The following is a 25463-nucleotide window of genomic DNA, read 5'->3' on the forward strand; positions in this document are numbered from 1 at the left end:
TGCCGTTCAGAGTTACCTTCGTGGCTTCATCAATGTTTTAAGAATAAACAGTAAGATGGCGCGGGGTGTGATCCTGGGTGAGAGCGTCATCAGTTTATTCAGGGTGCCTGGCACCACCAGAACCTTGCGTTTCTGCATTGCGCTCACTGATATACGTGCCACCTGGGCTGAATTCATCGTAGGTAATATCTTTAAAAACAGCGAGCCCGCTGTACCGGCCAGCTGATGAAACTCAGAGGAGGTCGGCCCCGGGCAACTGACTGTTACGCTGACGCCGGTACCTTTTAATTCAACTCTGAGCGCTTCACTGAAGGATATGACATAAGCCTTGGATGCGTTGTACACCGCCATATAGGGCCCAGGCATAAACCCGGAAACAGAGGCAATGTTCAGTATTTTGCCCAAGCCGCGCTTCACCATGTCAGTAGCAAACAGTTTGGTGAGGTATGTCAGTGCTACAACATTAAGCTGGATTTCCTGCAGAACATCGGCGGCGTCGGTTGCGGTAAAGGGGCCTGAATGGCCGAGCCCCGCATTGTTCACCAGAATGTCCACCGGAATGTTTTCTTGCTCAAGGGTTCGGTACAGCTGCTTGATTTGACTGATCTGGGTGAGATCCATGGCCACCACCCGCACTGATATTTTGTATTCCCGCTGCAGAAATTCCGCCAGCTGTTTGAGGCGGTCTTCCCGTCGCGCTACCAGCACCAAATCATGGCCTTGCTCCGCCAGAAGCTTACTGATCTCGTATCCAATTCCGCTGGAGGCACCGGTCACCAGGGCTGTGGTTAATGCCATTTTTCTGTTCCCGAACAATCTAATATTAGCACTATGTTATCCGCTTTATTGGTAATAGCAATTGCAACGCCAAAATACTTAAGCTTAAACAGCCCAAGGTTTATGATGAGGCTGTTTTATGAATCACCATTATTAAACTTTCCATGCCTGCCGGTGCCTTGTTTAAAACGCTTGGCTCCGGCCACCGTTTCTCCGCTGCGCACTACATCCATGCCCAGCTCGAATTCGTTGCCCAGAGCCTCCTGCAAGGGCAGTTGCCACTGCTGATATGCGCTGAGTCGATCCTGTTGCATGCAGAAGCTGGGGAACGCGCTGATTTCCAGTGCCAGTTGTTCTGCGGTGTGGCGTGCGTTACCTTGAGCGCAGATTCTGTTTACCAGTCCAATGTCAAAGGCCTCTTGAGCGGACACGGGTCTGCCGGTAAGAATCAAATCCATTGCACGGCTCATACCGATTAGCCTAGGCAGTCGTACTGTTCCGCCATCAATTAAGGGCACTCCAAAACGGCGACAGAATACGCCCAGGGTGGCATCATCGGCGGCAACGCGCAGATCACACCAAAGCGCCAGTTCCAGGCCGCCAGCCACGGCGTGTCCTTCAATGGCCGCAATAACCGGCTTGGATAGCAGCATACGGCTTGGCCCCATGGGGCCATCGCCTTCCGCTTCCAGGCGGTTGCGATTTTCTCCACTGGCAACGGCCCCCAGATCTGCGCCGGCACAGAAAGTTTGTTCGCCATATAAAACGGCAACCTTTGCTGTGCTGTCTTGTTCGAACGCGCGAAACGCATCAGCTAACGCCTGAGCTGTGGGGCCGTCGACGGCGTTGCGTACCTGAGGGCGATTAATGATGATGGTAGTGATAGCACCGTTCTTTTCAATTTTGATGGGCATGGAAACTCCGGGCAGGAAAAACGCTGCAAAAATGCATTATTTATGGGCGATCCTTTGCGTGTTATTGAGTTTGCGCACAAACAAGCAGCATCTTGGTTTGGTTTTAGTTTTTTAACAAATTTACCTGATCAGGAGCTTTTTTTCGAGCTAAACTGAGGAGGTGTAAAATTAAAGTAGAGTAGGTTCGGGAGACTAACATGCGCATTCAAGAATTGGTTGCTCATTGGGAAAAAGCCAACAAAGGTGAGCGTACCCGTCAACAGTTTTCAATCAATCTGCCAATGAAAGAAGCCGCTCAGGTTTTGGCTCTGAAAGAGATGTACCCCGATTGCACCGAGGAGCAGATCTTAACGGATTTGTTGTGCTTCGCTTTAAATGAGCTGAGCCAGTCGTTCCCCTATGAGGCTGGGCAAGAGGTGACAACTGACGAGTGCGGTGATCCCATTTACGAAGATGCTGGCCTTACGCCTAAGTTTATTCGTCTGGCGCAAAAATATCGCCATACCTTGGAATCACAGCGGGTGGGAGAACCCAATTAGGGCATTAGCCCCCAGCTGTTTTTAATCATTCCGACTGATTGCCCCATCACTCAAATGGGGCGACATCTTTTCGCTGCAATGCTAATATCCCTGACTGTTCGGTCATAATTTGGGTCAGATAGGCCCCCGATCGACCCCACAACAATATCAATTTTGACAAAAGTCAGTTAGAGAGGGATGTAGCCCATGAATGATATGGTGCAGCAAAAATTACGATCACAGTACACGGCCGACGACGTGTGGAGCCAGTTCAAGCCCATCGTGACCGGCGATGACTATGTGGAAAGCCTGCGTGGGCGTAATCTCACGGTCTACCTTTTTGGTGAGCAGATCAAAGAGCCCGTTGACCATCCTATGATCTGGCCCTCTATTAATGCCTTGAAAGCAACCTATGATCTGGCCACCGATGAGCCTGAACTTGCCTCCGCCACCAGCCATCTGAACGGTGAGAAAGTAAATCGGTTCCTGCACATTCCCCACAGTGCCCAGGATCTGGTAATGAAAAATCGCATGCAGCGTAAACTGGGGCAGATTACCGGTACGTGTTTTCAGCGTTGCGCGGGTCTGGATTCGATCAGCGTCATGCACTCCATTACTTATGACATCGATCAGGCTCACGGTACTGAGTATCATCCACGCTTTATTCGGTTTCTGGAGCGCTTGCAGAAGCATAACCAAATCATTGCTGCCGGGATGACGGATCCGAAAGGGGATCGCAGTAAAGCGCCCCATGAGCAGGCTGATCAGGATCTGTTTATGCGGATCACCGACCGCAACGAAAACGGTGTGTTTGTCAGCGGTGCCAAGGCACATATGACCGGTGGTTTGAACTCCCACTGGATGATGGTGCTGCCCACTATGCGTTTGAGTGAGCATGACAAAGATTTTGCCATCATTGGTGTTGTTCCCCTGCAAGCAGAAGGATTGACGTATATCTACGGCCGCCAATCCTGTGACACGCGCGCTATGGAAGCCGGTGATGTGGATAAGGGCAACGCTCAATACGCCGGTCAGGAAGTGCTGGCGGTATTTGACAATGTATTTATCCCCTGGGAACACATTTTCATGGATGGTGAATATGAATTTGCCGCCCCCATGGTGGAGCGATTCACTTCTTATCATCGTGCCAGTTATGTATGTAAAACGGGTCTGGGTGATGTCATGGTGGGTGCCGCTGCCACCATCGCGGAGTACAACGGACTGGAAAAGGTTTCCCACATTCGTGACAAACTGGTGGAAATGACCCACCTGAACGAGACAATCTATTCTTCCAGTATCGCCTCTGCACATGAATCCAAGCCATTGCCGTCCGGTGCCTGGATCAATGATTCCATGCTCGCCAATGTGTGCAAACACAACGTTACCCGGTTCCCCTATGAGATCTCGCGTTTGGCTCAGGATCTAGCCGGTGGCTTGATGGTAACTTTGCCATCCCAGCAGGATTTTGAATCAGAAGAAACCGGAGCGTTACTGGATAAATACTTCAAAGGCCGTGAGGACATACCCACAGCAGATAGAGTAAAAATCCTCCGTTTAATTGAAAACATGACTCTGGGCCGTAATGCTGTGGGTTATCTCACCGAGTCCATGCATGGTGCCGGGTCACCCCAGGCTCAACGCATTCAAATTCTGCGTGGAATGAATGTGGATCAGAAGAAATGGCATGCGAAAAAACTCGCTGGTATACAGCAGGTTGATTAAGGTTTAGCTAATTAACGTTCACCCTGAAGGGCTGCGAGTTAAATCGCAGCCTTTTTTGGTTATACAGGGTGGAGAATTAAAAAAAACCCCGATAGTATGCGCTTCATCATTAGGACAAAGGGGATAAACCATGAAACGCATAATACTACCTATTTCCATTTCTCTGTTGGCTGCTTCTGCTGTTGCCGAGAACAAGGAAGGCCAAATCGTAATCAACCCTGCGGTTTCCTATATCAAATTCGATAATGACCGCTTACCGGATGAGGCAGATGGCTTTGGTCTGGGTGTGGAATACCGCTTTGGCCCAAACTGGGCTGCCGAAGTGGCTGCTTTCCGTAACGACGGTGATCAGCAAACCGATGTTACTCAGTTGAAGCTGGACGGTTTGTACTACTTCACTAAAGATGGCACTGTTCAGCCATACGTGGGTGCTGGTATCGGCCATGCCGATTTTGATAGCCCCAGCGCTGCTCTTGACGGTGGTGAAACCCAAGTAAATCTGGGCGGTGGTTTGCGCTTTAACTTTAACGAAGCCTGGTCAGCACGCTGGGATCTGCGCGGCATTTACGGAATCGACGATAACGATACCGATATGATGACCACCTTGGGCGTAAGCTATGCATTCGGCGGCGAAAGCCAGCCCAAGCCGGTAGAGAAAGCACCGGTTGTGGTGGCTGCACCGGCTGATACCGATGGCGATGGCGTGATTGACTCGAAAGATAAGTGCCCTGGCACGGCTGCTGGTGTGAAAGTTGATGCTAATGGTTGTGCATTGGATAGCGACGGTGACGGCGTAACTGATAATAACGATCAGTGCCCTGACACTGAGGCTGGTGCGGCCGTTGACGAAAAAGGCTGTGTTGGTGTGGTTCAAACAGTAACCGTTGAAAGCATCGAGCTGAAATTGCAGTTCCCATCCAACTCGGATGTCATTCAGGATCAGTATCAGCCTGAGTTGAAAGTAGTTGCTGATTTCCTTAAAAAGCATACTGATCTGGAAGTTGAAATCGAAGGCCATACTGACAGCCAGGGCGCAGCAGCATACAACAAAAAATTGTCTCAGAAGCGCGCTGACTCTGTGAAGAACGAGCTGGTTGGTCGTTACGGTGTTGCTGCAGAGCGTATCAAGGCGGTTGGATACGGTGAAGAAAAGCCAGTTGCCAGTAACGATACTGCGGATGGCCGTAAAGAAAACCGCCGTGTTGTAGCGGTCATGCAGAAAGAAGTAATGAAGTAACAGCTAAAGTGTTACCGTGCCGGCGCTATGCGCCGGCATTCGTATTTTAGGGGATATTGAATATGAAACATAAGATCACAATACTGGCTTTGGCCATCTCACCTTGTGTTGCATTTGCAGCCGATGAAACCGAAAACAAACTGTGGACCGGTGAAGCCAACCTGGCTTATATCGATAACTCTGGCAATACCGAGAGCACTAATATCGATTTTCGCAGCAAGGCTACCCGTGAAGGCGAACAGTGGCGTAACCTGTTCAAGCTGGAAGCCAGCAATGAGACCGCTGAACAGGTCGATGCCAACGGCGATAAAAGTGAAGTACGTACCGCCGAGAAGTACTTTGCATCAGGCAAGGCAGAATACAAAATAGGTGAGAAATCCTACTTGTTCGGCTTGGCTGAGTATACGGACGATCGTTTTAGTGGCTACGATTACGAAGCCTCCCTTACCTTCGGTTATGGTCGCGACCTGCTGAGAACCGATAAACACGAACTTTCAGCTGACGCCGGTGTTGGTTATCGTGAATCCAAGCTCTCGGAAACGGGTGATGTAGAAGAAGAGGCCGTGCTGCGTTTGGGTGCACTCTATCTTTGGAAGATTTCAGAAACTGCCACCTTTGATGAAGATTTCAGTACTGAAATTGGTGAAGATAAAACGGTAACCAAATCTTTTACCCGTTTGCGTTTGAAAATTAACGGTAGTCTGAACGCATCGATTGCTTATGAAATCAAGCACACCGACGAAGTGCCGGAAGGCGTTAAGAACTCGGATCGCAAGTTGTTAGTGGGTTTGAACTATACCTTCTAGTGTAACTGTGTGATGGATAGCTGGGCTGACAGATAGGCCCCACAAAAAGGCCGCTTCCTTTTCAAATGGAAGCGGCCTTTTTGTGTTCAGGGTGAGCCAGTTCTTCCATAAACGTTAACTACACCACAACCTAATGTAATTTGTTTATCAGGAGTGGGGGTTAATTGTTTGTAATTGTTGTGAAAATTGAAGTTCGGGTATATAACTTAATAACAGTCGAATTAAAATTGATCTAATTCATGAACACCACTATGCGGGAAATACGGTTCTCCAGCTTGCTGGCCGGAATTGCAGGAGTTTGTCCATGCGATGGCTAGTTGTGTTGTTTTCATGCCTGATTGTCTTTCCTGTGGTGCTGGCGAAACACCATGGCCACACCGATGCCTCATTTTCCCTTGATATCCGCCATGCGTTGGACAGCGACCATCTGACAACGATTGAAGATGCCATTGCCTATGACTGGGGCAGCGCCGATCCTTCCAAGGTCAACTATGGTTCCTCCAGCTCGGGACACTGGTTTTACTTTGAGATGCCGCTGGTTCAGCTGGCAGACGGCGAGAGCGTGGTGGTGGAGGTGCATTACCCCACCGTGGACTATTTAGCGTTCTATGTCGTAGATGAGCGTGGGCAGATTACCCAGAACTACGTTACTGGAACCGACTTTCCGTTTGATTCACGCCCCATATGGGATGATGACTACAGCTTTCCGGTGAACCCAGCCCTGGATGGCCGCCGCGTATTTATTCACGCTAAAACCTCGAACTCTCTGCAAATGCCTATTCGTATTTATTCCGAACAGGATTTTTATGAGAAAGAAGAGTGGAATCTGATTTTGTGGGGGGCGTACTACGGCACCATGCTGGTGATGGCTGTTTACAGCCTGATGAATGGCTTGATTATCAGGGAACGGCTCTACTTTTACTATTCAATCTATGTGGCTTCCACCGCGTTATTTGAGTCGTCCTTGAATGGTCATGGTTTTGCCTATCTATGGCCCGATGCTCCCGCCTTTAATAACGCATCGATCACGCTGTTTTTCTGTCTTTATAGTTGCTTTGGAACGGCATTCGCGCTGACGTTGCTGGATGCCAGGCGCTATAGCCCCCGATTGTATGTTCTGGGGCAAGGCGTCATTGCCGGTGGCATTGTGCTGGGGATGATCTCTATTGTGTCGTTGAATGACTATGCTTTTTATGCAACGTATTTAGCGTTGGCTTTTGCGTCAGTCATGATGGCGTTGGGTATCAAGTCCGTGGCAGATGGCCATTTTCTGGGGTGGTACTTTGTGGTGGGTTGGTCCGTCCTATTGATTTCCATCGGTATTTTCTCTTTGAATCTGCTGGGTTACCTTCCTTCTAATGTTTTGATCTATCACAGCAAGGAGATCGGCTCGGTTTTCGAGATCATCGTATTCTCACTGGCGATGTCGGCGATTTATCGTCATGAAAAAGCTGAGCGCAGCCGTATTAATATTACGTTGGACATGATGAAGCAGCGTCTGCAGAAGCGTATCAACATTGTGAATAATAAAAGCGGTTTTCTGGAAATTCCCCAGCTGGAAAAGCACCTGAAAGATATTCGTGATCTTGATCGTCGAATTCATTCTGAGTTAGGGCGGGTGCTGGTTATTTCGGTGATGGTTATCGATAAAACCACTCACCGGCCTGATTACATTGCACTGGGTGACTGTTTAAAGGCGTTGTTTAACAGTCGCATTACGGTGTTTCCTTTCAAGACAGCAACGGAAGGCCTGCCCGGCGAGGTTACCGTTTTGCTGTTTCCGTTGCATAATAAGTTCGAGGCGGAGGGGGTGATAGAGCGAGTGGAGCAGTGGAATTTTGCGTTAGGTGAGCAATACGATTTGCATTTTGGCTATGCGATATCCCATCTTACCGACAAGTATGATGTGGATTACATCGAAGAATCCTTCCACTATCTGGAAGAGGCGGTACACAAAAAGTCCATGTCCTATTCCATCGACGACACACTCACCTTCGTGCATCGCAACGGTGTCACTGCCTGATGCTGCTTTGGTTTTTAGTTTATGCGCATATGCTTGGAAAAGCCTGAGCGCAAAAAACTCATTTGATCGCTCAGTATATTGCGGTTTGCCAGCGCCAGATACTCCATCTTATTGGGTTTAAATGGGATCGCCAGCAGAGGCATGCAGGCCTCTTCGGGTGTCTTATCGCTTTTGCGCTGATTGCAGCGTCGGCACGCCGCTACCAGGTTGGTCCAGCTTTCACTGCCCCCCCGTGAGCGAGGGATGATGTGGTCCCGAGTAAGCCGTTCCTGATTGAACTGATCACCGCAGTACATGCAGGTATTGCGATCGCGTCGGAACAGTAGGCGGTTGCACACGGCGGGTACGTGATGATCGTTGTAGTGAACATCTCCGTTCGTGGCAATGATGGTTGGGATATTCAAAATTGAGCGCAATCCGTGGCAGTTGATGCCCCCACGGATAGTGACGGTGGTGTCACCCAGCGACCACACAACGAGCCCTTTAACCAGCAGGGTCGCTGCGTCTTCACGGTCCAGCCATTGTAGTGGCACACCGGCCTTGTTAAGCCGCAAAATGCGGGTATTCATCTGCATATACGTAAACCTGTCTTTAATTTGCATGCTTTTGGAATGCACTTAGTGGTTGGATGCTTGCTGCTTGTGGCTACTGCGCATCAAACCGACTTGGATAACGAGTATATTAGGTTATCCCTGATGTTAATATTGAGCCAGAATACCTAGCTTTTCCAGACAGTTATCAATTTTAATCAGGGATTATGACAATTTAGCCCCTTTACGAAATTAACTCAACAATTCAGGTAGCCATTCACCGCAGGGGCCGATTAGTTCCATGTCGGCCAGTGTGCTTGCACCGCTCGGATGGGTGTTTATCACAATTACCTTGCCTCCCTGGGCTTTGGTTAACTCAATCAGACTGGCGGCAGGATAGACGCTGGCACTGGTTCCAATAACCAGCATACAGTCCGCCAGTTGGCAGTGTTGCTCCGCCTGTTGCCAGGCCCATGCAGGCAGTGTTTCACCAAACCACACTACGGCTGGCCGCAGAGGCGCGTCGCACATGGGGCAGTTGCGCAGTGGTGGGGGGTTGGCAAGGTCGATTTTTTGTTGGAATCCGCAGCGTTGGTGACAGCGATCGTGGGTAATGTTGCCATGGAGGTGAATAACGGATTCCTGCTTGCAGCCAGCTCGCTCTAGTAAGTCGTCCACATTCTGGGTGATCTGAATAATGTCCGGGCGCTGGGCTAACGCCAGATGTGCCGGGTTGGGGTTAGCCTGGGCAATGGCATCGCGACGCCAGTTATACCAGTCAATGACCAGTTTGGGGTCAGCGGCAAAACCTTCCGGCGAGGCCAGTTGGGTGGGATCATATCGGCTCCACAGTGCGTCGGTTTCGCTATCACGAAACGTTGAAATGCCTGATTCTGCACTCAATCCGGCTCCGGAAAAGCAGACGATTTTTTCACATTGCTGCAGTAGCGTTCTGGCGGAAAGGATTGCGGTTTTGCGATCTGTAATAGGCTGATTCATGGCTACACTGCGTTGGTAAGTTTCAATCGCAGTGTAGGCGAATCAGCGCGCTATTTTAAGGCCGGGGCTCAAGACTTTACTTGATTGGCGAGATCTGAAAACTGGGTTTTCCAGTTGGCAATCAGATCACGGTTGTCATGCTGCCAGGGATGAAAGTCTGATTTGTAATAATCCAGGTAGTCGCGCGCCACTTTGCGCAACAGGCCCGGTTTTCCAATCAGAAAGTTGACGGCATCAAAAAACTTTATGGGGCGTATTGGCATGCCATCCCGCCATAGCAAGATTGCCTGCAGCGAAAAAATATGAACCCAGAAAAACACACTAACCCGCATCATGGTGCCTTTGCGAATAGCGTTGTCGCCGCATACCGTTTGAAATACATCGTAGGCCACGGCTTTGTGTTCGGTTTCTTCAATGGCGTGCCACAGGATCAGGTTTTTAAACGGCTGGGGTGCTTTGGCGGTAAACGTCGGATCGGCTAGTGCCTGATGGGCGAGTATGGCGGTGAAATGTTCCAGCGCGATGGTGATGCCCAGTCGTTGGGCCGGGCTGAGAAAGTCGCGGGTGGCCGCCAGTCGTTTTTTAACAAAGCGGCCGAATGCACCAAGGGGGTAGCCCTGCTTTTCAATCAGTTGGTTGAATGCTTCATGCTGTTTGCCATGGTGAGCTTCTTGTCCGATGAAGCCGCGAATGTCTTTCAGTAGCTGCGGGTCATCAATCTGATTTTGATAGTGGCGGACAGTTTCTATAAAGAAGCGTTCACCTTCAGGAAAGACAGACGACAAAGCATTCAGGAAATGAGTAATGTAAGGGTTATCGTCAAACCAGTACCGAGGAATTTCATCGGGGAAATTGAAGTCCATCTGCCGTGGTTTTACTTCCACCCCGACGGCCACCTGTGCCTGATAGCTACCCATATGCTGCTCCTGCTGCGTTGTATCGCTTATCTTTATGTTAGTCGAGGTTTGACTATGCCTGGGTTGCAGAGGTGCAAACAGGTGAGCCTGAGACATTAAAATGTCATATCAGGCCATGAGGGTGGGCTATCAGTCAGTAGGGGTTTATGGATATTTCGATACGTTGATTACGTGAGGCTGCGCTGTTCCAACGCTGGGCGCTAACATCGGGATCCTGGCTGGGATAACGGGCCACCGGACGCCTGTCACCAGCGGTAGACAGGCTAAGTTCTATGTCTTCACCGTATTCGGACTGAAAGGCAACGATGAAGCGTTCGAAGCCTGGGGTTTGATCGTTGCCGAGGCTTTCGGCCAGGCTGGGTGAAAGCTGGATGATTTCGCAATTGGCCAGAGTCATCTCTGTATCTGGTAGCGCGGGCTCGCCATTGCTGTCAGTGAGCAGGCAGAAACGCCCCAGGTGGCTACGGATGCTGATTTCACCCACGAAACCTACGCTGCGCAGGTTTTGGGCCAGCTGTGAAAGAGTGGCTGCAAGCCTGTCGTTAAAAGGCTTTTCATCCCAAGCGAACTGGCCGTCCTCATTCAAGGCCCACTCAATACTTTCATAGAAACGTCGGTTGTGAGCATCACTTTGCTGAACCTGAGTGTCGATCTGGGAGCTGAGCTGTTCGCGCATGTCTTCATTTTGCTGGGTTTGCAGCTGCAGGGTGTCTTCCAGCTTGCGCTTGTCGGTCTGCATCATGGTCATTTCTTGCATGAGGCGGTTATTGCTCATCAGCAGCCACCCAATCAATGCGATGCATAGGCCTAATCCCAGGTACTGGTATCGAGCACTGCGGTTGCTTCGGGCATCATTCTGACTGTTCATGCCCTGCAATTGATTGGTGAGTTGTTCGATGCGGTTTTCCAGTGCCTCCAGCTCGGGATGATCCTCTTTAACGGCTGGGGCGGCAGGTTCGGCAACCGGCTCGTTATCGACAATAACGACATCATTGGCAGCTCGGCCCACAGATTGCGCTACTGGTACGGATGAGGTCTGATGAGGTAATAAGTTTTGCCGTTCCAGCATCTTGGCCAGCATCAGCGGTTTCAGGGTTTTGGGTAGTACATCCACCGCACCCAATGCCCGCGCCTGGCTCTCATATACTTCACCCTCTTTGGAGGTGTACATGATGATGGGGATCATTGCCGTATGAGGATCATTTTTGATGGCCCGCAGACATTGGAAACCGTCCATGCCGGGCATGGTGTGATCCATGAATATCATGCTGGGTTTCTTACCGCAAAGGTAACCCAGGGCCTCTTCCCCAGACTCAACGGAATCCACGTCAATACCCTGCTCAGACAGCATTTTGCTGAGAACGTGACGGGCCATACGGGAATCGTCGACTACCAGAGCCAGCTTATTCGACATGAACGACTGCTCGATCCATTGTTATCATTATGCTTACAAACTTATATCAAAGCGATTTAGGATGCACCAGATTTTTGTTCGTTTTGTGTTGTGCTTTTGGTAAGAAACTGAATTTTATCGAAGCCAAAGTGCAGTATTCCCGGCTCCAGATTGTGTGCCTCGCCGCTTTCAGCAGTGAATAGAAAGGTGTTGGTTGTGAGATGTGTTTCATGACCCGTAGTGGCCGCCAGGTTGTCTAACAGCTGTTGGGCGCGGCGAGCAATGGCGTTACCGCTGTCAATTACGCGTATACCAGCGGGTATCAACTGGCTGATTTCATCCTTTAAAAAGGGGAAATGTGTACAGCCCAGTATAAGTACATCGGTGTTGTTGTTGGGTTGAATCAGCGGTGCTAATTCTTGTCTGATGGTGTCCATATTGACCGGCAGTCCACGCAGTTTTCGTTCTGCCTCATGAACCAGCTCATGGGAGCCTATGCGGGTGAAAGCGCAGCCTTTACCGAACTCCTGTATCAGGCGGTCGGTGTACTGTCGTTTGATGGTACCTGGTGTGGCCAGCAATGTGACCTGGCGACTGACACTTAGCTCGGCGGCGGGCTTGATGGCAGGCACCACGCCGATAATCGGAGTGCTGATCTGCGCTCTCAAGTGATCCAGCACCACTGTGCTGGCGGTGTTGCAGGCGATGACGATGATGTCAGGTTGGTAACGTTGTTCCAGTTCAGGCAGCAGGCTCAGTAAGCGTTCCACCAGGACCTGCTCTGCCAGAGCGCCATAAGGGTAGGCCCCATTGTCGGCCACATAGCAAGCGTGAGCATGGGGAATGCGTTGTTGGATTTCATGCCAGATGGACAGGCCGCCCACTCCGGAATCGATAATAAGAAATGTTGGATTCTGCATGATGTGCATTATACGTCAGTTCGGGGCGAAAGCGCTCAGTGCCTGCTTTAATTCAATTGAACTTTTCACCGTGTGGGGTTGCCAGTGGGAGGGGAGCAGGTTGCGATATACCGGTTGTGTGAAGCGGTCGTCTACCAACAGTACTACGCCTCGATCCCGTTCGCTGCGAATCACCCTGCCAGCGGTTTGGATTACTCGATTAATGCCTGGATAACGATAGGCAAAATCAAAGCCGCTTTGTCCCTGTTGATCAAACTGAGCCTTTATCTGCTCGATCTCGGTGGAGGGGGGCGGTAGGCAGGTTCCAATAATGATAACGCCATCCAGTTTGTTGTTCAGGTCGATGCTCTCGGCAAACAGGCCTCCGGTAATGACTCCGGCTAGGTAGTGCTCTTTCTGTAGTTGCTGGTGAAATGTCTGGTGTGTTTCCGGCGAGCTGGTTTGCGATTGGCAGAGCAGGGGGATGCCTGGATATTGCTCCAGCTCAGTCATGATGCTGCGAAGATATTCATAGGATGGCAATGCCATCAGGTAGCGTCCGGGTCGACACTGCCATAGGGTTTGAATCAACTCTACGATTTGATGCATGGAACGGACACGATTGTGAAAGCGGGTGTTCACCGGTGCCACTAATGTAAGCAGGTTTTCGGGTGGAAATGGGCTGGCCAATACCAGTTGCGATGGCAGCGGTTGGGTGCTGATGCTGCGCTGGAAGAAGTTTAAGGGCAAAAGGCTGCCGGAAAAATAGTGACAGGAATGAAAGCCGGAGCTGATGCGTTCAAGCTGAGGGGCTGGATCGGTGCAAAAAATCTGTATCCGTGCAGGTTGTTGGCTACACAGGATGGTGTCTTCGGCTTCTATTTTTGTCGCTCGTTGGGCAAAACGCCACAGTGCCATGATGTTTTCGAAAATATCATTGGGGAACAGTAGCCAGTTTTGTTGAGCAAACCATTCGTTGAGTTGGTCTGCGGTGAACTGCAGCGTGTTGATAAGGTTTGAGGGCAGGGTGGTTACGCCATCATCTACATCCTTTAACAGTGTCTGAAGTGTTCTGCCTATGCTCCTTAAGCGTTTCTGTAAATCAGTGTCGGTGATGGCTTTCTGCAGTTGATTGATGCAGGGTACCGACAACTCTGCACTGAACATGGATCGTGCCCGTTGCGGTAGATTATGTGCTTCGTCTATTAAAAGACATATTGATTTGCTGCCAGTCAACGGGTCGGTGAGGCGGGTGTAGGGGTCAAATACATAGTTGTAGTCTGCCACCACCACATCTACCCAGGGCAGTAGGTCGCGGGTCAGTTGATGGGGGCAGAGTTGATGTTCTTGCGCAAGCTTTAATAAGTCCTGCTCGTTAAAATGGCTAGAGCTTTGGAACGCATCTCGAGCAGCGGGCAGGCGGTCATAGTGGTTGGTTAGGTGCTTGCAGCCGCTTTGACCGGCTGCGATGCAACCAGAGCAGGTTTTTTCTCGGGCCTGCAAGTAAAGTATCCTCAGGGGTAATGGACTGTTCATGTGCGCAAGCGCTTGTCTGACACTGTTATGGCCACTGTTTTTGGCAGTCAGATACCAAATCTTTGCAATGTTGCCTGCAGCCAGATGTTTCAGTGCTGGGAAGAGAAGGCCTATGGTTTTACCCAGGCCGGTGGGTGCGTGATAAATGCCGGGGTTGCAATCACGAATATCCCGGTAAAGCGTGGCGCTTAAGCTGCGTTGCCCCGCGCGGTAATCATCGAACGGGAAAGGCTGTTCTTGCAAGGCACTGTTTCGTGTATCCAGAAAAATACAGTAGTGGTTAAGCCAGTTGCTGTATTGGGCTATGCAATGGTTGAGGAATGCCTCTAACTCTTGATGGGAATAGAGCTGCTCGCGGTAATAGATATGTGCATCATCCAGCTTAAGGTAGGTAATACGAAGCAGAACCTCGGTTAGATTCTGCTGTTGGCAAATGAGTGCACCGTACAGTTGCGCTTGTGCCAGATGGATCTGATGCTGGTCGTCGGGCAATTCGGTTTCGCTGCAGTAGGTGGTTTTTATTTCCTCCAGAATCGTTACGTTTTCGTGCTGTAACCCATCTATTCTGCCCGCCAGAATCCAATGGCATCGGTCTGTGGTGATGGATTTCTTGATACTGACTTCGCGTTGATAGTGCTGAGGGCGTTGCTGCTGTATAAACTGGTGGCCTTGTATCCCTTGCTGGGCGCTAGGTTTGCGTTCGTTACCGGAAACAACACCGCCCTTTCGGCAGCAGAAATGAGCCAAATCCGTAGCGGAAACTCGAAACTCACGAAGTTTCACCGTGTATCACCGTCCAGCCAGCTTACCCAGACAACGCTGCTGGGAATGCCTTTTTTTTGAAAGTATTTCAACCAGCGTGTTTGATTTGCCTGAAGTTTGTCGCCCGGGCCTTTTACTTCAATGAGTTCATAGCCGGTGTTGGAGAAGCGAATCAGATCAGGAAAGCCGTTCCGAAACAGGCCAGGATGCTGCAGTATTCGAATAAATATACAGTGCAGGTCTGCCGCCGGTATGCTGGTTATGGCAAGTTCCAGCAGATCCAACGGCAATTGTTCCCAGTAGACGAAAGGATTCGCCAACCCCTCTTTGTTATGGAAGTGATCAAGAATAAGCTGCTGCCACGGGAGGAGGGCAGCCGGCGGCTGCTTCAGGGGTTGATTAAGTGCCGGTTGAAGAAGAGCCAGGCGATTGTTAATGGCCTGCTGCCTGCGCTCGTAGAACGCTTCGCTAAAGAGGTCGAGCGGCGCTCGCTGAAAGGGATTGATAAAGGCACCGTTGACGGCGGAGAAAATAATGTCCCAAAACATCAACCCGAACAGTCCATTTATCAGGCTGTTTTCCACGTAGTAGCATTTATGTTGTTGATCCGAGAGCGCGCAGGCCGCTTGTATTTCTACCGATGCACCACTATTTGGCAGATGTAAGTTGTGGTTTTGCCAAGTTTGAGCTTGTTGGCGTTTACCCTGAAAACGTAAGGCGAATTCGAGTTCTTCCGGGTGTTTGCTTTGCTCAACGATTTGAGAACAAATGTGCAGAGATTCATCTTCGAGCCCCTGTTTCCTCAGAATGCGAGCGCTACGTTCCCTACATGGGTGGAGATTGCACTGGCGGTAAAGCGCTAGCGCTGCATCCAGATGGGTTAGGCGTTCCAGTTGACGGGCGATGGTGATGATTACTCTTTGGTAACGCCGGTTTATATGAGCGTGTTGATCCGGCAATGGCAGTGAGTTTGCAAGCGCTATTAGCGCGTTTTTATCCTGCAGTAGTGATGAGTCTTCCAATTGTTGCTTCGCATTGGAATAGCTGATTTGGGTTTCAATTTGTTGTCGTGTTTGAAAGTAGCGGGTTGCCTTGCACAAGGAGTAGCGTTCATATTGAACATGGCCTAAATCGTTAACTACGAATTCGGTAAGATCCTGATGGCTGTTGCCAAAAAAACACACTTTGAAGGTTTCAAATGCAGGTTGAAACAGGGCCTCTGCGTAAGGATAGTGTTGCCCTATCTCTGATTGCAGTATTTCTGCTTTATGGTGTTGGTTGATATGCTCAATTAACGAGTGTTTGGCAAGTTTGGAGTGGCCTGCAATCGGAAACAGTTTGACCAGTTCTTGTCGTGTCAATAGGTTGAGCAGGGCGTCCGGCTCCAGATGGCTGTTGATGGTAGCCATGTCGCTTCTGCACAGCTCCTGCATGGTCGAGTGGAGGTCATCTATATCAGCGTAATTCAGTTTGTCGATACGAATGGCCTGGCCGCGGCGGGTGAGCAAACGATAGTACAAGCTCTTTCCTTGAGCACTCAAACACTGGAACCCTGAAAACAATTTGTGTTCGTTTTCTTCCAGCAGGTCTGCGTACTGATCCATGACCGAATTCAGCAACCTGGAGAGGTTTTCCACGTGGTAACCGCGGGGTAGTTCAGGGGCGCTCATCTACTCGGTCCAATGCTAAATTAATAAACACCGGCCCTGTTACCTCAAAAATAACTGTTGCAGCAATTGCGACGGATAATAATATGTTGGCGTGCTGTGGATAAGCGTGGGCCCCCACCAAAGCCATACCCATGGCTACGCCAGCCTGAGGCAACAAGGAAACGCCCAGCCAGCGACGATGCCCCTGCAATTCAGGATTGCTAGGACACAGGCATCCACCCAGGTAACGTCCCAGCGCACGCAGCACAATGAACAGCAGGCCTGCTACTCCAACAGCTGCACCTGCATCCAAATTCAGGGTGGCGCCGGCCATTACAAAAAAAAGCAGCAGGAACGGTTGCTCTATATCCTCGATTTCGTGCAAATGATCCGCGGTGGCATCTGCCGTGTTGACCACCACGAGCCCCATGGTCATGGCTGCAAGTAAGAACGAAACCTCCAGATGAATAGATAGCCCCCCACACAGAAAAATAAACCCCAATGATTCAACAATGACAGATTGTTCCGGGTCACGTTTATTTAGCAGGAATGCCAGCAGGCCGCCAACGATGCCTCCTAATAACAGGGCTCCACCAATGTCCCACAGCATGGTTAGCACCGGGGTCAGTGGTGCGTCGTTCTGATTGATAAGCCCCAGAGCCGCCAAGGCCAAACTAAAAATCAACAACCCCAATACGTCATCCAAGGCAACAATGCCTTGCAGAAGGTTGCTGAAATAGCTGTTGGCTTTTCGCTGATGAAGAACATCCAGGGTGGCGGCTGGGTCGGTAGCGGCGGCGATACTGCCCAGCAATACGGCTACTTCCAGCGAAAAACCTGCCAACAGCAAACCAGTGATGACCATTGCTACCGTAGTAAGGGTAATGACCAATGAGGCATTGAGTACACCACCAATGTATTTGTTCAGGTAGCTCTTGGTAAGGCGGGCACCCAGCAGGTAACCAATGATCAGCAGAGTAATGTCTGCTAAGAGCGGGAACCATGTTTCGCTGACCCCGTTAAGCAGTCCGGCACCATGTGGGCCCAACGCAACACCACTTAAAATCAGCAGAGTCACTCTGGGAACGTGCAGAATTTTGGCGATGGGGGTGACCACCAAGCTGATTAAAAACAATCCGCCAAACAATGTCAGAACGTGACTGATTTGTTCCATAAGCTCCCGTAGCTCAATCCAACACTGGGGAAGATGCACATGGTACAGGTGGCTTGCTGGGGAGGGAAGAGGCCCGAGCTTTCGCCCAGGCCAGATGTTGCAGGCTAGAGGATCTGGATTTGGCCAGCCAGATGAGGCTTTTCGCCGTTCTGATCTTTTACGCGGAATTCAATAGTGTCGCCGGTGTTGGCGTACTGAAACTGAACCTTGGCGGGCAGCAGTACGGGCAGTTTGAATGCCACGGATACCTTGAAGGGGCCTGTTGGCAGTTGGTTTTCCAGGGTACCCAAAGCGTGGGCCTTACTCCACATGCCATGGGCGATGTGACGCTTGAAACCAAACAGCTTGGCGGTCATGGCATACAAGTGTATCGGATTGGAATCGCCGGACACCTTAGCGTATCGGCGGCCGGTGTCGCTGGGCAGGCTCCAATAATCCATGTGCTCAGCCGAGAAGGTATCTTCTTTCTTGTCTTTTTTGTCTTCTACATCGGTTTTGGTGCGGAACAGGTTGGTGCTGATGCTTTCCCACACCAGTTTACCTTCCACGGTAACGCGGGTAACTACACTGAATTCCAGGCCTTTGGAGACCGCTTCCGGGCCCACCAGCTCGCATTCAATGTCCATTGCTTCCTGGTTGCCAATGGCTCGATACTGGGTAATCTCGTTGCGCACGTGAACCAGGCCCAGCAGAGGGAATGGGAACAACGGATTCACCAGAATTTCCATATGCAGGGGGAACGCCAATATATGTGGATAGGTTACTGGCAGGCTGCCAGATACCGGAAAACCACAGACTTTGCGATATTCCGCCAGTTTGCCCAGGTCAGCAGAGACATTGCGTAAGTGTGCCTTGATGGTGGGCAGTTTATCGCCATGCATCTTACCGGGCTTTTTAGAGGTAACGGCGCGGTAGTACAGACTCATTGTGGAAGGGGACTTTTCTAATTCTATGGTTGCCATCATCTGCATTTCCTGTAAATCGGTGGAGGGCCATGGGTGCCCTGATGTCCTTGATGTAGATTTCCGAGATTTTAGCGCCTTGATTGTACAGCGTAATTGCCCTGTCAGGCATCTTTGCAGGTCAATCGAGTCAATTGGCCGTAGCGTCGCTATTGTCAATGGTGGTCATGGTGTCTATCATAAACACCACATTTTCGGTTTTATCCGAATTTTCATACAGTTAATTTCCTAAATTTTCCTAATAGAAGGTAAAGCATGGGCGGTTTCACAGATTCTGGAGTGCTGGTTCGGCTCGCGTACCAAGCTATGCAGGATTTGGGCATTGATACCGCCGTTGTACTGCAGCGCATCGGCCTGAAGCATGAGCAACTGGACGAGAAAGACCTGCGTACACCTCATTCTGCCCAAAACCTGTTCTGGACGGTGATCGAAGAGGTCAGCAATGATCGGGATATCGGCCTGCATTTGGGGGAGAAAATACCGGTTTTCAAAGGGCAGGTGCTGGAATACCTGTTTTTGAGCAGCGAAACCTTTGGTGAGGGGCTGAAACGGGCCTTAAACTATCAGCGCCTACTGAGCGATGCCGTGAACGCCACGTTGGAAGAAGATGAAATCGGCTTGTATGTGGGCAATATCAGCTTCACCGGCGGGTTTCGTCATCTGACCGAATGCGTGGTCATAGCGGTCATCAAATTCTTCAATTATGTGACAGAAGGGGCTTTTCAGCCTTTGGAAATCCATTTTGAACATGCCATGGGCGATAACCTGGAAGAATATAAGCGCGTGTTCCCATGTCCGGTGAAATTCGAGCAGGCCGGCAACCGCATTTATTTTACCCCAGAGAGCCTGAAGGTGCCTTCCAGTCACGCACAGCCCGAGTTGCTAAAGCTGCATGAGCAGTTGGCGAATGAGCATGTGGCCAAGCTGGAAAAGCAGGATTTCATTGATCAGGTGAATCGTTTGATCGGTGAATTGCTGGAATCCGGAAACGCAAATTTAGAGACAGTGGCGGAGCGTCTTGGTATTAAACCCCGTAGTTTGCGAACCAGGCTGGCGGAGGTTGATACCAACTTCAATCAGCTGTTAGCCGATTATCGATGCAACCTGGCTAAAAAACTGCTGGCGAGAACGGATGAGTCCATTGATGAAATCGTCTACTTAACCGGTTTTTCAGAGCCCAGCACTTTTTATCGCGCCTTTAAACGCTGGGTAGGCCAAACGCCAGTGGAATACCGCAAAGCCAAGCAGAGATGATAAAAAGATGTATTAGAACCACAAAAAAGCCGACGTGTTATGTCGGCTTTTTTGTGGCTGATAGCTGTTAAGCGTTTGGGCGCCAGCAAGCGCCCGGCAGGAATTACGCCCCCAGCAGGTTCTGGCCACATACGCGAACAGTATTGCCGTTTACACCAGCAGAGGCTGGGCTGGCGTAGAAGGCAATTGCCTCTGCCACGTCAACGGGTTGTCCACCTTGCTTCAGCGAGTTCAGGCGGCGTCCGGCTTCGCGGGTAGCAAACGGAATCGCAGCAGTCATCTGGGTTTCAATAAAACCAGGAGCAACGGCATTGATGGTGATGTCTTTCTTGGCCAGGATCGGTGCGTACGCATCAACCATACCGATAACGCCAGCTTTGGATACGGCGTAGTTGGATTGGCCAAAGTTACCGGCAATACCGCTCATGGATGAAACGCATACGATACGGCCGCCTTCTTTCAATACTTCTTTTTCCAGCAGTGCTTCGTTGATGCGCTCCTCTGATGACAGGTTGATGTCGATAACCATGTCCCACAATTTTTCTGGCATTCCACCCAGAGTTTTATCGCGGGTTACACCTGCGTTGTGAACAACCACGTCTACACCGCCGTATTCTTTCTGCAGGGTGTCTGCAATGGTGCCCGGTGCCGCAGGGTCGGTGATGTCGATGGCAATCATGCCACCGTTCAAGCGATCTGCTACTTTTTGCAAATCTTCTTGGGCTTGGGGCACATCCAGGCATACAACTTTAGCGCCGTCGCGGGCCATTACCCCGGCAATGGCCTCACCAATGCCGCGTGACGCTCCAGTCACCAGAACCACTTTATCCTTCAGAGGCTGGCTCCAGTTGAAATCAGCTTCTACGGATTTGGCTTTGCTGACGCGCAATACTTGAGCGTCTACAAAAGCAGATTTAGGCGACAGGAAGAAACGCAGTGCAGATTCTGCTGCTTTTTCAGCTTGTTTGGCCACATACACCAGGTTGCAGGTTGCGCCCTTCTTGCCGATTTCCTTCGCTACTGAGCGAACAAAACCTTCCAGTGCGCGCTGAGCAATTTGTTGGCGTGGGTTGGATTTGCAGGATTCGGGAGGCAAACCAATAACAACAACCCGAGCGCAGTCGTTTAACTTGCGAATGACGGGGTGGAAAAAATTGTGCAGTTCACGGGTTTGCTCGCTGGTTTCGATGCCGGTGGCATCAAATATCAGAGCTTTGAACTTAGCGGCTTCAGCGGAGGAGTCCACAGCGGTAAGCGTAAGCTCCGCTTTTTCTCCGGCGGCTTGGATTTCTGCCAGGGCGCTGCCATTATTTGGGGTTTGAACCGTGGCGTTGCTGGCCTTCAATGTGCTGGCAATGGACTCAGCCATGCGGCCACCGGGGGCTGCGCCAACAAGAACGTTTCCGGTTACGAATGAAGTTTGAGCCTGTGAGTGACGTTCCAGTTGGGTGGGAACGGGCAGGTTCAAAGAAGAAAGAAGAGAACGTCCAACGTTGCTGCTGAGCATGGATTCGTAAACATCGGCCATCGGTCAGATCCTGTGTGTTTGTGCGTTATATGGTATAGTTTCGCCCCTTCGCGATCAGCTATTGCCTGATTGATCAGGTAATAATCGGCGACTTGGCTTGGTAGTCGGCACGTATATTAAAGTAGTTGCGTTGAAAATTGAATTGACCCGCATTAAGAGCCTGCAGGTCAGTTGTGCCAATGCGAGACAGATTAGTCTGGGTAGACTAGCCTCCCACGAAGTTTGCGTACGTTGACGACGGCTTCCAAGCCGATTGTAGCCCAATGCGATTTCTTAAATTGTAAGCAACTCAACACGTTATGCTCCCTGATGAGGAGCGCATTCAACAGGAAGCCATTCCATGAAAGTAGATAAAGTTCGTAAAGTAGCCATTATTGGCGGTAATCGAATTCCTTTCGCCCGTTCCAACTCGGCCTATTCTCATGCTAGCAACCAGGACATGCTGACCGCAGCACTGAATGGATTGGTGGATCGTTACAATCTGTCGGGCGAACTGCTGGGCGAAGTTGTGGGTGGCGCTGTAATGAAGCATTCCCGCGATTTCAACCTGGTGCGCGAATCTGTTCTGAGCACCCAGTTGGCACCGGAAACCCCTTGTTATGACATTCAACAGGCCTGTGGCACCGGTTTAGAAGCCGCCATCCTGGTTGCTAACAAGATTGCACTGGGTCAGATTGATAGTGGTATCGCTTGTGGAACCGATACCACGTCCGACGCGCCTATCGGTGTGAGCGAAGGTTTGCGTAAAATTTTACTGGAGTTGAATCGCGCCAAAACCACTCAGGATCGACTGAAGCTGATCGGTAAGATTCGCCCCAAGCACCTGATGCCTTTGATTCCTGCCAATTCCGAGCCGCGTACTGGTTTGGCCATGGGCGATCATTGCCAGATCACCGCTAAAGAGTGGAATATTCCCCGTGATCAGCAGGATGAACTGGCGTTTAACAGCCACAAGAATATGGCGAAAGCCTACGAAGAAGGCTTCTTCGATGACATGCTGACGCCATTTATGGGGCTTGAGCGTGACAACAATATGCGTGGCGATACCTCGTTAGAGAAGCTGGCCTCACTGAAGCCTTGCTTTGATAAAGAAAATGGCACCATGACGGCTGCCAACTCCACACCACTGACCGACGGTGCTTCTTCTGTGCTGCTGGCCAGTGAAGAGTGGGCAAAAGAGCGCGGCCTTCCGGTGCTTGCGTACATCACCTTCTGCGAAACAGCCGCGATTGACTTCGTTGGTAAAAAAGAAGGCCTGTTGATTGCGCCTGCTTATGCCGTACCCCGTATGCTGGATCGCGCTGGTATCAAACTGCAGGATTTCGACTTCTATGAAATCCACGAAGCGTTTGCTGCACAAGTACTGTATACCTTGAAAGCCTGGGAGGATGAAAAGTTCTGTAAAGAGCGCCTGGGTCGTGACGGTATTCTGGGTAGCATTGATCGCAGCAAATTGAACGTCAAAGGCTCCTCGTTGGCCGCAGGTCACCCCTTTGCTGCCACCGGTGGCCGTATCATTCATACACTGGCCAAGCTGTTGAATGAGAAAGGCTCCGGTCGCGGTCTGATCTCCATTTGTGCTGCAGGTGGTCAGGGCGTGACAGCCATTTTGGAGAAGTAATACTCTTCAGGGTAAGTAAAAAAGGCGGCTGTAAAGGCCGCCTTTCTTGTATCTGGGGGTTACATTTCCCCGGAGCAGCTTGAATTTTACGTTCCGCAAACGAAAGCAAGCAGACTGTTCAGTCGGGTTACTATTCCTGGCTACCGAATTCAGATAGGTGCGCTAGGATTGCATCAGCACTTACGAAAGCCTGTTTCAGGAGATAACATGAACAAGCACTATCCTCACATGCTTCAACCATTGGATCTGGGATTCACCACGTTGCGCAATCGCGTCTTAATGGGATCCATGCACACCGGGTTGGAGGATCGTTTCTACCATATCGACAAACTGGCTAATTACTTTGCCGAGCGCGCCCGTGGTGGGGTGGGGATCATTGTTACCGGTGGTTATTCACCAAACCGCCGGGGTGACCTTCTGCCCTACGGTTCCAGCATGAATAGCAAGGTGACAGCAGTGCTGCATCGCCACGTGACCGGTAAGGTTCACAATGAAGGCGGTAAGATCGCACTGCAATTGCTGCACGCCGGTCGTTACGGTTATACCCCCTACAGCGTTTCTCCCTCTGGTATTAAATCGCCCATTACGCCTTTCAAACCGGCAAAGATGAGCGCTAAAGGAGTGCAGGGCACTATAGATGATTATGCCCGAGCTGCTGAGTTGGCTCAGTTTGCTGGCTACGACGGTATAGAGATTATGGGCTCGGAGGGCTACCTGATTAACCAGTTCTTGGCCGAGCGCACGAACAAGCGTACTGATAAATGGGGCGGCAGTGCTGAGAACCGCATGCGTTTCCCATTAGAAGTCGTGCGCGCAATTAGAAAAGCGGTAGGTTCCCATTTCATAATTATCTACCGCATTTCTCTTATGGATTTGGTTGAGGGAGGGCAAACCTGGGATGAAGTGGTCGCCCTGGCCAAATCTTTGGAAGCAGAAGGGGTCAACATTTTTAATACGGGGATCGGTTGGCATGAAGCGCGCGTACCCACCATTGTGACGTCGGTGCCTCGTGGTGCTTTTGCCTTTGCCACGGCAAAACTGAAGCAAGCTGTGACCATTCCTGTGTGCGCCAGTAACCGCATCAATACACCGGAGCTGGCTGAAGAAATCATAGCAAATGGTCAGGCCGATATGGTCTCCATGGCTCGCCCAATGCTAGCAGATGCATTCTTTGTTGCTAAGGCAGAAGCGGGCAAGGCCGATGAAATCAACACATGTATCGCTTGTAATCAGGCCTGTCTGGATCACACCTTTAAAAATAAACGGGCCAGCTGTCTGGTCAACCCTCGTGCCTGCCATGAAACCGAGCTGCGTTATATTCCTACTCTTAATAAGAAAAAGTTGGCAGTAGTGGGTGCCGGGCCGGCGGGCCTGGCAGCGGCAACAGTCGCGGCAGAGCGAGGCCACGATGTAACGCTATTTGATGCCGATGATAAAATTGGTGGCCAATTTAACATTGCCAAGCAAATTCCCGGTAAGGAAGATTTCGATGAAACCTTGAGATACTTCGGCGTCATGCTGCAGAAGCATAATGTTAGCGTCAAGTTAAGCTCATATGTTCAGGCTGATGATTTAGCTGAATTTGATGAAGTGGTTGTGGCAACCGGTATTGTGCCTCGTACTCCTGCCATACCGGGCGTGGATCACGCTAAAGTGTTGTCTTATCTGGATGTGATTGCTCACAAGAAACCGGTAGGAAAATCAGTCGCTATTATTGGCGCAGGCGGCATCGGCTTTGATGTGGGGGAATACCTCACCCACAGTCATACCGACGACGATAAACAGCAGTGGTATAAAGAGTGGGGTGTGGATACAGCGTTGGCACACCGCTCAGCCATGGTGGAGCCGCAGGTTGCCGCCAGTCCGCGTCAGGTATATCTATTACAGCGTAAGGATTCGGCCTTGGGCAAAAACCTGGGTAAAACCAGCGGCTGGGTGCACCGCGCTCAGCTGAAAAAGAAAAATGTGGAAATGCTGGCGGGTGTCAGTTATGACCGTATTGATGATCAAGGGCTTCACATTACCGTAAAAGGTCAGTCGCGCATACTCCCTGTGGATAACGTTATTCTGTGTGCCGGACAGGAACCCCAACGGCAACTTGCGGACGCGCTCAAAGCCAAAGGCAAGCCCGTGCATATAATTGGTGGTGCTGATATTGCCGCAGAGCTGGATGCCAAGCGAGCCATTCGTCAGGGGTCGGAACTGGCCGCCCAGCTGTAGCCCCCATACGCAGGGGGCCCCC

At 50.6% G+C, this 25463-nt stretch carries 20 protein-coding genes; 8 read left to right on the forward strand and 12 right to left on the reverse strand.

What is annotated here, in order from left to right; translation table 11 throughout:
* Positions 1 to 12 precede the first annotated feature (12 nt).
* Positions 13 to 798 (reverse strand): SDR family NAD(P)-dependent oxidoreductase, encoded by a 786-nt coding sequence (locus Kalk_RS18485; protein ID WP_101895659.1) that lies wholly within the window; start codon positions 796 to 798, stop codon positions 13 to 15.
* Positions 799 to 914: 116 nt separating this feature from the next.
* Positions 915 to 1691, reverse strand: coding sequence for a crotonase/enoyl-CoA hydratase family protein (locus tag Kalk_RS18490; protein WP_101895660.1), 777 nt, complete (start codon positions 1689 to 1691; stop codon positions 915 to 917).
* Between the two features lie 197 nt (positions 1692 to 1888).
* Between Kalk_RS18490 and Kalk_RS18495 the strand changes: the two genes are divergently transcribed.
* The 5 genes from Kalk_RS18495 to Kalk_RS18515 all read left to right on the forward strand — a co-directional run bounded on the left by Kalk_RS18495 (position 1889) and on the right by Kalk_RS18515 (position 7997).
* Positions 1889 to 2230 (forward strand): hypothetical protein, encoded by a 342-nt coding sequence (locus Kalk_RS18495; RefSeq protein ID WP_101895661.1) that lies wholly within the window; start codon positions 1889 to 1891, stop codon positions 2228 to 2230.
* A 186-nt stretch (positions 2231 to 2416) separates the two neighbouring features.
* Entirely contained in the window at positions 2417 to 3931 is a 1515-nt protein-coding gene (locus tag Kalk_RS18500) for a 4-hydroxyphenylacetate 3-hydroxylase family protein (RefSeq protein ID WP_233716710.1), read from the forward strand.
* A 130-nt stretch (positions 3932 to 4061) separates the two neighbouring features.
* Positions 4062 to 5168, forward strand: a complete 1107-nt coding sequence (locus Kalk_RS18505) for an OmpA family protein (protein ID WP_101895662.1) — start codon at positions 4062 to 4064, stop codon at positions 5166 to 5168.
* A gap of 62 nt (positions 5169 to 5230) precedes the next feature.
* On the forward strand, positions 5231 to 5974 hold the full coding sequence (locus Kalk_RS18510) for a DUF481 domain-containing protein (protein WP_101895663.1): 744 nt from the start codon (positions 5231 to 5233) through the stop codon (positions 5972 to 5974).
* Between the two features lie 304 nt (positions 5975 to 6278).
* A complete protein-coding gene (locus Kalk_RS18515; RefSeq protein ID WP_101895664.1) occupies positions 6279 to 7997 on the forward strand; it encodes a 7TMR-DISM family protein in 1719 nt (572 codons plus the stop codon).
* 14 nt (positions 7998 to 8011) lie between these two features.
* On the opposite strand, the gene Kalk_RS18520 is transcribed toward Kalk_RS18515, so the two are convergent.
* The 9 genes from Kalk_RS18520 to Kalk_RS18560 all read right to left on the reverse strand — a co-directional run bounded on the left by Kalk_RS18520 (position 8012) and on the right by Kalk_RS18560 (position 18821).
* A complete protein-coding gene (locus Kalk_RS18520; protein WP_233716712.1) occupies positions 8012 to 8572 on the reverse strand; it encodes an HNH endonuclease in 561 nt (186 codons plus the stop codon).
* A gap of 207 nt (positions 8573 to 8779) precedes the next feature.
* On the reverse strand, positions 8780 to 9526 hold the full coding sequence (locus tag Kalk_RS18525) for an SIR2 family NAD-dependent protein deacylase (protein ID WP_101895665.1): 747 nt from the start codon (positions 9524 to 9526) through the stop codon (positions 8780 to 8782).
* 68 nt (positions 9527 to 9594) lie between these two features.
* The gene (locus Kalk_RS18530; protein ID WP_158643579.1) at positions 9595 to 10443 is read right to left on the reverse strand and encodes a metal-dependent hydrolase; all 849 of its coding nucleotides are present in this window, start codon (positions 10441 to 10443) and stop codon (positions 9595 to 9597) included.
* 133 nt (positions 10444 to 10576) lie between these two features.
* The gene (locus tag Kalk_RS18535; RefSeq protein ID WP_101895667.1) at positions 10577 to 11857 is read right to left on the reverse strand and encodes a response regulator; all 1281 of its coding nucleotides are present in this window, start codon (positions 11855 to 11857) and stop codon (positions 10577 to 10579) included.
* Between the two features lie 56 nt (positions 11858 to 11913).
* Positions 11914 to 12756, reverse strand: a complete 843-nt coding sequence (murI, locus tag Kalk_RS18540) for a glutamate racemase (RefSeq protein WP_158643580.1) — start codon at positions 12754 to 12756, stop codon at positions 11914 to 11916.
* Between the two features lie 15 nt (positions 12757 to 12771).
* Entirely contained in the window at positions 12772 to 15054 is a 2283-nt protein-coding gene (locus Kalk_RS18545; protein ID WP_101895669.1) for an ATP-dependent DNA helicase, read from the reverse strand.
* Positions 15051 to 16703, reverse strand: a complete 1653-nt coding sequence (locus tag Kalk_RS18550) for a VRR-NUC domain-containing protein (RefSeq protein ID WP_101895670.1) — start codon at positions 16701 to 16703, stop codon at positions 15051 to 15053. The genes Kalk_RS18545 and Kalk_RS18550 overlap by 4 nt, the downstream gene beginning before the upstream one ends.
* Positions 16690 to 17856 (reverse strand): cation:proton antiporter, encoded by a 1167-nt coding sequence (locus tag Kalk_RS18555; RefSeq protein WP_101895671.1) that lies wholly within the window; start codon positions 17854 to 17856, stop codon positions 16690 to 16692. Before Kalk_RS18555 ends, Kalk_RS18550 begins: the two co-directional genes overlap by 14 nt.
* A gap of 104 nt (positions 17857 to 17960) precedes the next feature.
* Positions 17961 to 18821 (reverse strand): MaoC family dehydratase, encoded by an 861-nt coding sequence (locus Kalk_RS18560; protein ID WP_233716714.1) that lies wholly within the window; start codon positions 18819 to 18821, stop codon positions 17961 to 17963.
* Positions 18822 to 19073: 252 nt separating this feature from the next.
* Between Kalk_RS18560 and Kalk_RS18565 the strand changes: the two genes are divergently transcribed.
* Entirely contained in the window at positions 19074 to 20072 is a 999-nt protein-coding gene (locus Kalk_RS18565) for an AraC family transcriptional regulator (protein WP_101895673.1), read from the forward strand.
* A 103-nt stretch (positions 20073 to 20175) separates the two neighbouring features.
* Here Kalk_RS18565 and Kalk_RS18570 read toward each other — a convergent pair whose 3' ends face one another.
* Positions 20176 to 21600, reverse strand: coding sequence for a 3-oxoacyl-ACP reductase (locus Kalk_RS18570; protein WP_101895674.1), 1425 nt, complete (start codon positions 21598 to 21600; stop codon positions 20176 to 20178).
* A 340-nt stretch (positions 21601 to 21940) separates the two neighbouring features.
* Here Kalk_RS18570 and Kalk_RS18575 point away from each other — a divergent pair, with 340 nt between their 5' ends.
* Positions 21941 to 23221: an acetyl-CoA C-acetyltransferase gene (locus Kalk_RS18575; RefSeq protein ID WP_101895675.1), complete on the forward strand. Its 1281-nt coding sequence runs from the start codon at positions 21941 to 21943 to the stop codon at positions 23219 to 23221.
* A gap of 207 nt (positions 23222 to 23428) precedes the next feature.
* A complete protein-coding gene (locus Kalk_RS18580; protein WP_101895676.1) occupies positions 23429 to 25441 on the forward strand; it encodes an NADPH-dependent 2,4-dienoyl-CoA reductase in 2013 nt (670 codons plus the stop codon).
* The last annotated feature ends 22 nt before the right edge of the window (positions 25442 to 25463 follow it).

The sequence above is a fragment of the Ketobacter alkanivorans genome, from assembly GCF_002863865.1.
Classification (GTDB): Bacteria; Pseudomonadota; Gammaproteobacteria; order Pseudomonadales; family Ketobacteraceae; genus Ketobacter; species Ketobacter alkanivorans.

Excerpts from the sequence above, each read along its gene's own strand:
- Kalk_RS18485 (WP_101895659.1), bottom strand. The coding sequence starts at position 798 with ATGGCATTAACCACAGCCCTGGTGACCGGTGCCTCCAGCGGAATTGGA.
- Kalk_RS18490 (WP_101895660.1), bottom strand. The coding sequence starts at position 1,691 with ATGCCCATCAAAATTGAAAAGAACGGTGCTATCACTACCATCATCATT.
- Kalk_RS18495 (WP_101895661.1), top strand. The coding sequence starts at position 1,889 with ATGCGCATTCAAGAATTGGTTGCTCATTGGGAAAAAGCCAACAAAGGT.
- Kalk_RS18500 (WP_233716710.1), top strand. The coding sequence starts at position 2,417 with ATGAATGATATGGTGCAGCAAAAATTACGATCACAGTACACGGCCGAC.
- Kalk_RS18505 (WP_101895662.1), top strand. The coding sequence starts at position 4,062 with ATGAAACGCATAATACTACCTATTTCCATTTCTCTGTTGGCTGCTTCT.
- Kalk_RS18510 (WP_101895663.1), top strand. The coding sequence starts at position 5,231 with ATGAAACATAAGATCACAATACTGGCTTTGGCCATCTCACCTTGTGTT.
- Kalk_RS18515 (WP_101895664.1), top strand. The coding sequence starts at position 6,279 with ATGCGATGGCTAGTTGTGTTGTTTTCATGCCTGATTGTCTTTCCTGTG.
- Kalk_RS18520 (WP_233716712.1), bottom strand. The coding sequence starts at position 8,572 with ATGCAGATGAATACCCGCATTTTGCGGCTTAACAAGGCCGGTGTGCCA.
- Kalk_RS18525 (WP_101895665.1), bottom strand. The coding sequence starts at position 9,526 with ATGAATCAGCCTATTACAGATCGCAAAACCGCAATCCTTTCCGCCAGA.
- Kalk_RS18530 (WP_158643579.1), bottom strand. The coding sequence starts at position 10,443 with ATGGGTAGCTATCAGGCACAGGTGGCCGTCGGGGTGGAAGTAAAACCA.
- Kalk_RS18535 (WP_101895667.1), bottom strand. The coding sequence starts at position 11,857 with ATGTCGAATAAGCTGGCTCTGGTAGTCGACGATTCCCGTATGGCCCGT.
- murI (WP_158643580.1), bottom strand. The coding sequence starts at position 12,756 with ATGCAGAATCCAACATTTCTTATTATCGATTCCGGAGTGGGCGGCCTG.
- Kalk_RS18550 (WP_101895670.1), bottom strand. The coding sequence starts at position 16,703 with ATGAGCGCCCCTGAACTACCCCGCGGTTACCACGTGGAAAACCTCTCC.
- Kalk_RS18555 (WP_101895671.1), bottom strand. The coding sequence starts at position 17,856 with ATGGAACAAATCAGTCACGTTCTGACATTGTTTGGCGGATTGTTTTTA.
- Kalk_RS18560 (WP_233716714.1), bottom strand. The coding sequence starts at position 18,821 with ATGATGGCAACCATAGAATTAGAAAAGTCCCCTTCCACAATGAGTCTG.
- Kalk_RS18565 (WP_101895673.1), top strand. The coding sequence starts at position 19,074 with ATGGGCGGTTTCACAGATTCTGGAGTGCTGGTTCGGCTCGCGTACCAA.
- Kalk_RS18570 (WP_101895674.1), bottom strand. The coding sequence starts at position 21,600 with ATGGCCGATGTTTACGAATCCATGCTCAGCAGCAACGTTGGACGTTCT.
- Kalk_RS18575 (WP_101895675.1), top strand. The coding sequence starts at position 21,941 with ATGAAAGTAGATAAAGTTCGTAAAGTAGCCATTATTGGCGGTAATCGA.
- Kalk_RS18580 (WP_101895676.1), top strand. The coding sequence starts at position 23,429 with ATGAACAAGCACTATCCTCACATGCTTCAACCATTGGATCTGGGATTC.